General features: G+C 34.4%; 2 protein-coding genes and 1 pseudogene. All 3 read right to left on the bottom strand.

Features of this window, described 5'->3' with window-relative positions:
- Positions 1-407, bottom strand: a pseudogene (gene nhaB, locus ACJML3_RS08870) (sodium/proton antiporter); the annotation flags it as partial.
- Positions 408-592: 185 nt separating this feature from the next.
- A complete protein-coding gene (locus tag ACJML3_RS08865; protein ID WP_406022471.1) occupies positions 593-2,329 on the bottom strand; it encodes a putative transporter in 1,737 nt (578 codons plus the stop codon).
- A gap of 150 nt (positions 2,330-2,479) precedes the next feature.
- Positions 2,480-5,454 (bottom strand): tellurite resistance TerB C-terminal domain-containing protein (locus tag ACJML3_RS08860; protein ID WP_406022469.1); only part of this gene is annotated, 2,975 nt, incomplete at its 5' end.

Raw genomic sequence — 5,454 nt, 5'->3', positions numbered from 1 at the left:
AATAAGAAAGCGAGCTTTCCATTCGAACGTACTTTTACAAGAAGTTTTGTAAAGAAGAACAGTAGGAAATCACGAACGAAATGGATACCTGCAACCATGAACATTAAAAGCATGATAACTTCAAGATTTGATTCAATCTCTTTTGTTACATGGTGCATGTCGCACATGCCGAGGAAACATGCTTCAATAACTAAAAGACCACCAGCCTCTAAAGGATAGCAGTCTAATGCCATTGAAAGTGTGAAAATAAATTCTGCAACTAGTAACCAACCTGCAACAAACATAGAATACTGTGCAACGATTGGATTAATGATAAGACATGCAATGATGACATTCTTATACCAAACAGGACAACTTCCAAGGAAGTTGAGCATGCCAGCCTTAGCATAACTTATAGATGTGCTCATATGACCTCAGCTATTAGAATTTTTTGAAAGAAAACTACTTGTAAAAAGTAAAATGTTAGATTAATTATATATTTTTTGAATAACTAATAAAAGAAAATTCTTTACAATATTTGTAGTTATGTCAAAAGAAAAATGAAAAAATGTAAATTAAAGGGCCTGCATTTGCAGGCCCTTAAAGATCAGTGTTAAATGAATGAAGAAACAATGATCAACATTATCTGAGGTGACAGAATTCTTAAGAACATTACGAACGGATAAACTGTTGCGTAACCGATAGAAGAAGCTTCTGCATCCTTATACATACCGTTAGCATATGCAAGAGCTGGAGGATCAGTACATGCACCTGCTAGAACACCTGAGAGAACAAGGTAGTTAACCTTGAACACCTTGTAACCGATGAAACCGATGATTAACATTGGAATGATTGAGATTAAAGTTGCCCAAGCCATCCAGTGTAAACCCATACCGTTTGTTAGCTCATCCCAGAAACCGTTAGCACCAGCTCTGATACCTACAATTGTAAGGAACAGAGTAATACCGATTTCCTTAAATGCAGCAAGGGCAGGCTGAGGTAATCTCCAGTGAAGCTTGTTCTTTGTCCATGCATCACCGAATCTTGCTAAAAGAATTGCTACTACAAGGGTACCACCGATAACACCAAGCTTCATAGGTGCAGGAACGCCTGGTAGAGGAATAGGAATAGAGCCTAAGAGCATACCTAAGAATAAACCTAAGAAAATAGGAATCATAGGAACGTGGTTCATGGTAGCAGATGAGTTACCTACAATCTTACCAGCCTTTCTGATGTCTTCCATAGTACCGATAACGTTCAGCTCATCACCTAAAGCCAGTCTTAAATCTGGAGTTGGCATAAACTGAATACCGGATCTGAATACACGAGAAATAACAAGATTGTGTTTCTTATCTAACTCTAATTCACCAAGTGTACGACCCATTACATTGTTGTTAGTAATGATTAAGTGACGTACAGAAATTGTTGTACCGTGAGTTGTCAGAACATCCTTTGTTTCGGTACCAACAGCCATTGCAGCCTTTGCTACGTATTTAGCACCACCAACTAAGTGGATAAGGTCGCCCTGCTGTAAAACCATTTCACGAGTAGGAACTGATAGTTCACCATCGCGCTTGATTCTTGAACAGATTACAGTACCGTCAATGATACCTGGAATATCATTGATTGTTTTACCGATGAACTCTGAGCTTTCTACCTTAACGTTTGATGAGATAGGAGCATCAAAACCAGCTGACTTGCTGTCACGGTAATCATTACCTGCAGCTTCAACGCTTACCTTGAATACTACACGGATAAGAATGATAGTAATTAAAATTGCGCAAACACCGAATGGATATGCAACAGCATAAGCCTTTGGAACATTAGTTACATTAAAGCCTAATGCAATAGGATCTTTGCCCTGTGCAGCAAGTACGCTAGCAATATCAGATACCATCAGAGAGCCTGCTGATAATGCAGGTGTATTTGTGATAGCACCAGAGTACATACCAACCATAGCATCAGGAGTAACGATGCCTGTGAAGAACAGAGTTAAAGCTACGCAGCATCCAAGAACGATAAGAGATACAGCTAAAGTTAATAACTTTAATCCGCTTCCTCTTAAAGCAGCAAAGAAGCTAGGGCCAACCTGAATACCAATAGCATAAACGAAGAGCATCAGACCAAACTCCTGTAAGAAGTGTAGAATGTTTTCTTCTGCAGTTACGCTACCAGCATCATTGTGAAGATTAAATCCAAAATAAGCGTTTGCAATATGACCGACTAAAATGCCAGAGAAAAGAACGCCTCCGATTCCAAGTCCAACGCCTTTATACTTGATCTGTCCTAAGGCAATACCAAGCACAGCGCCAACTGAAATATAAATAATTAGAAGGGCGAGTGATGACATTAATTAAATCCCAAATGGAACAAACTAAAATACCAATGTCAAAGGAATACGCCTTTGACATAAACGGCGTTATTGTATCAGAGTTTTTATTGTTTTTGAATTGTAAAATGACTTGTGAAGCTCTTTGTGTATGAATTATCTTACAAACGTTTACTCTTTCATCTGATTTAAAATATCGAGTGTAATGTAGACTGTATTTCCTTCATAGTCGACATCTAACAGCGGCTCGTCAAATTCCTCATAGCAGTAGTCATTTATTTCCTCAATTGCCACATCTTTAGACATATATTTTGCACTAAGGCAAAGACCGTTGAATTCATAAAGATCCATTACATCGCATCCACTATTTACGAGTGAGTCTACAAGAGTACGTGCATTTGATGAAGGTAGTTTTGTAACACTAAGATTTCTTTGAGCTTGACTATCATTGGTATTATCAGATTCTTCAATATCTGGTTCAAAAACTTCGTCATCCTTAAGAGAACCTTCAGTAATTCTAATTGACTCTATGACATTCTGAATATGATTTGATTCTGTAATTTTTGAACTTATCTTTGATTCATCAAAATCATCAACTGTTAGTTTTTTATTCTTGGTTGCAAAAGATGATCCCTTGTCAAAAATAAATTCTGATAACAGAGGCTTTAAGGTTTCCTTAAATATATTTGTAAAGTACGAAGCAAGAGGGTGAGTTTTCATTTCCTCTGTTATAAGAAGATTCAGATAGTGAACAGTTTTTTCTGCTGTATTTGAAGTTTCTTTAGCTTTTGCAAGTCTTGCATAGTAGCTGCGTGTGTAGTGCTGATTTCCTCTAACAAGTTGCTTTAAGCAAACAAAAAACTTCATTGCAAGTTTTTCTTGCTCCTGATTTTCAAGATCTAAAAGTTTAACTAGAGTTTTTTCTGCTGCATTTTCAACAACTGTATAGCAGTAAATTATCAGTGCATTCTGTGCACAAGCTAGTTTTTCATAGAATTCATCAGTTAATACTTTTGAGTTTGTATTATCTGTTTCAGTCTGAATTATTTTATGATGCACAAGATTGCATCTTTCCTTTGCACTAAGTGCATGTTCAATAGGAACAGCCATCAGACCAAGATTTAAAATTCCCTTTTCAATACAAGATGAAACTGCAGCCCTGCAATTTGGATCTACAAGATCGATGACTGTTATTAAATTGTCAAAAGACAGATTATTTAGTTTGCCAATCAACTCTAACTGTTCTTTCATATCAAGAGTATTGCTGATGAGTCTTAAAGATAAATCAGGAGAATTTGCATTCATTATTACGTTTATATAATTCTTATACTGATTTAGAATGCTTTTTGACAGTTCCATGCACCCATTAAGATCAAATTCAATTCTTGAACTGCTGATTTTTTCTAGTGTACTGTGGTTTAAAAGTGGTGAAAACAGATAGGAAAATGATTCATGACTAACAAGATATGCCGCTAATGAATCATTATATGAAACATTTATTCCATTAAAAGAAGAAAAACTTTCAATCATCTTTCCTTTTGTATTTTCATTTGATACAAAAGAGCAGAATTTTTCAAACTTATAAAGATTTTCTTTGAAAAGCTTTATAAACAGACTGATTCTGAAAATATATTTTCTATTTGGCACTCTTATAAGTGACGCTCTGTTACTTGAGTTTTCCTTTTCAAGAAGAATAAGCATCAGACTGAAAAGAGATGAAATGTCACTATCAGAGATCTTGTTTATATTTCTGTTTGCAAGAATGATATTTATTGCCAGTTCAATACATTGAGGATATGAATAGAATCCTAAAAGCAAATCATCATCTTGATAAATTACCTGTTCAATGGATATTTTTTCATCCTCAAGCAAACAAGGCAATCTTAAGAACAAAAAGTCTAAAAGCTTTATGAAAAGTAAGGTTGAATCCTCTGTTTTTTGATAAATACTGTTAAGCTCATTTCTATATGCTGTTATCTCAGATTCGCTTGAAGGATTAACTATCTGTTTTAGTATAACTAGCAGATAGAAATATAATATTGCATACAGTCTGCTCTCGGTAGAATTATTACTAATTCCGAGTATCATTCTTCTAGTTGTAAAGTTTATTCTATTAAGATTTGGAATTATGCAGGTAAATACTTCATGCAGATAGTTTAAATCAGAGGAAATAACATTATCAGAAGGAATAGCAGTTTCACTTTCCTGTCTTTTCTCAATTTTGATACCGTAGCATAGATCTTTTAGTGTGTTTATAAATGCATTAGGCAGATTTGAATTACTAAGAGCAGTAAAAAAGTAACTGCTCAAAAAAGAGCTCTTTGAAATGTTTGATTTATTGCTGATAATGTCAGATAGCTTTTTACCATATTCCTTATTATTCTGATTTGTAATAAATGGAATGCTCAGATACGGTATTAAAGAGCTTCTTGAATATACGCTTAAATATTCGAACTTGGATACAAAATAGAAATTTTCATGCATGCTTACTATTGGATAGTAACTGTTACTTTCAAAATATCTGTATTCTTTTGTTCTAGTTTGTTTTTCTGGTTCCTTTTTATGAGCATAGTTTTCAATTTGAGCTCTTCTTTCAAACAGTACATCTTCTTTTTTATGAGTTTGAAAAATGTCATGAGCCTGTGGCTTATTGATTATTATTCCACCACTAACCTTCTTCTTGTCTATTTCATCAAGTTTTGCAATTTTTTTTACTCTTAACTTAAGATGTTCTTTGAATTCTCTGTCCTTTATCTCCTGAAGTTTTGCCTGTTTTTCCTTTTCTAAAACTAGATTCTTCTGATGAGCAATTTCAATGAGCAATGTATCATAATATGGGAACTGTATGTCTACAGAAAAGTCATCTCCATTGCTTATAGCAAGTTTAGCCATGATAGAAATGAATCTTAAATGATTCTTGTTATCAAGTTGCTTAAAGCATAGATTCTGTTTTTTATAATCGCACTTATAGTTACAGTTGAGACTTGCAAAAGAATAGCATGTCTTCAAATAGATGAATCCTTCTTTTGGCAAGGTAAGAGAATTTAAAATGGTATCAAGTTCTAATCTAAGATGTGAATCAATTTTTGGACTTATAATATGCAGACTTTCAAAAACTCTGAGCATTATGTTGTAATTAGCAATTT

This window comes from Succinivibrio sp. (assembly GCF_045124615.1).
Classification (GTDB): Bacteria; Pseudomonadota; Gammaproteobacteria; order Enterobacterales; family Succinivibrionaceae; genus Succinivibrio; species Succinivibrio faecicola.
The sequence above is the reverse complement of the archived record's forward strand: the minus strand, read 5'-3'. Positions and strand labels throughout refer to the sequence as shown.

Bases quoted from the DNA above. Each gene is read 5' to 3' on its own strand.
- ACJML3_RS08865 (WP_406022471.1), bottom strand. From the start codon at position 2,329: ATGTCATCACTCGCCCTTCTAATTATTTATATTTCAGTTGGCGCTGTG.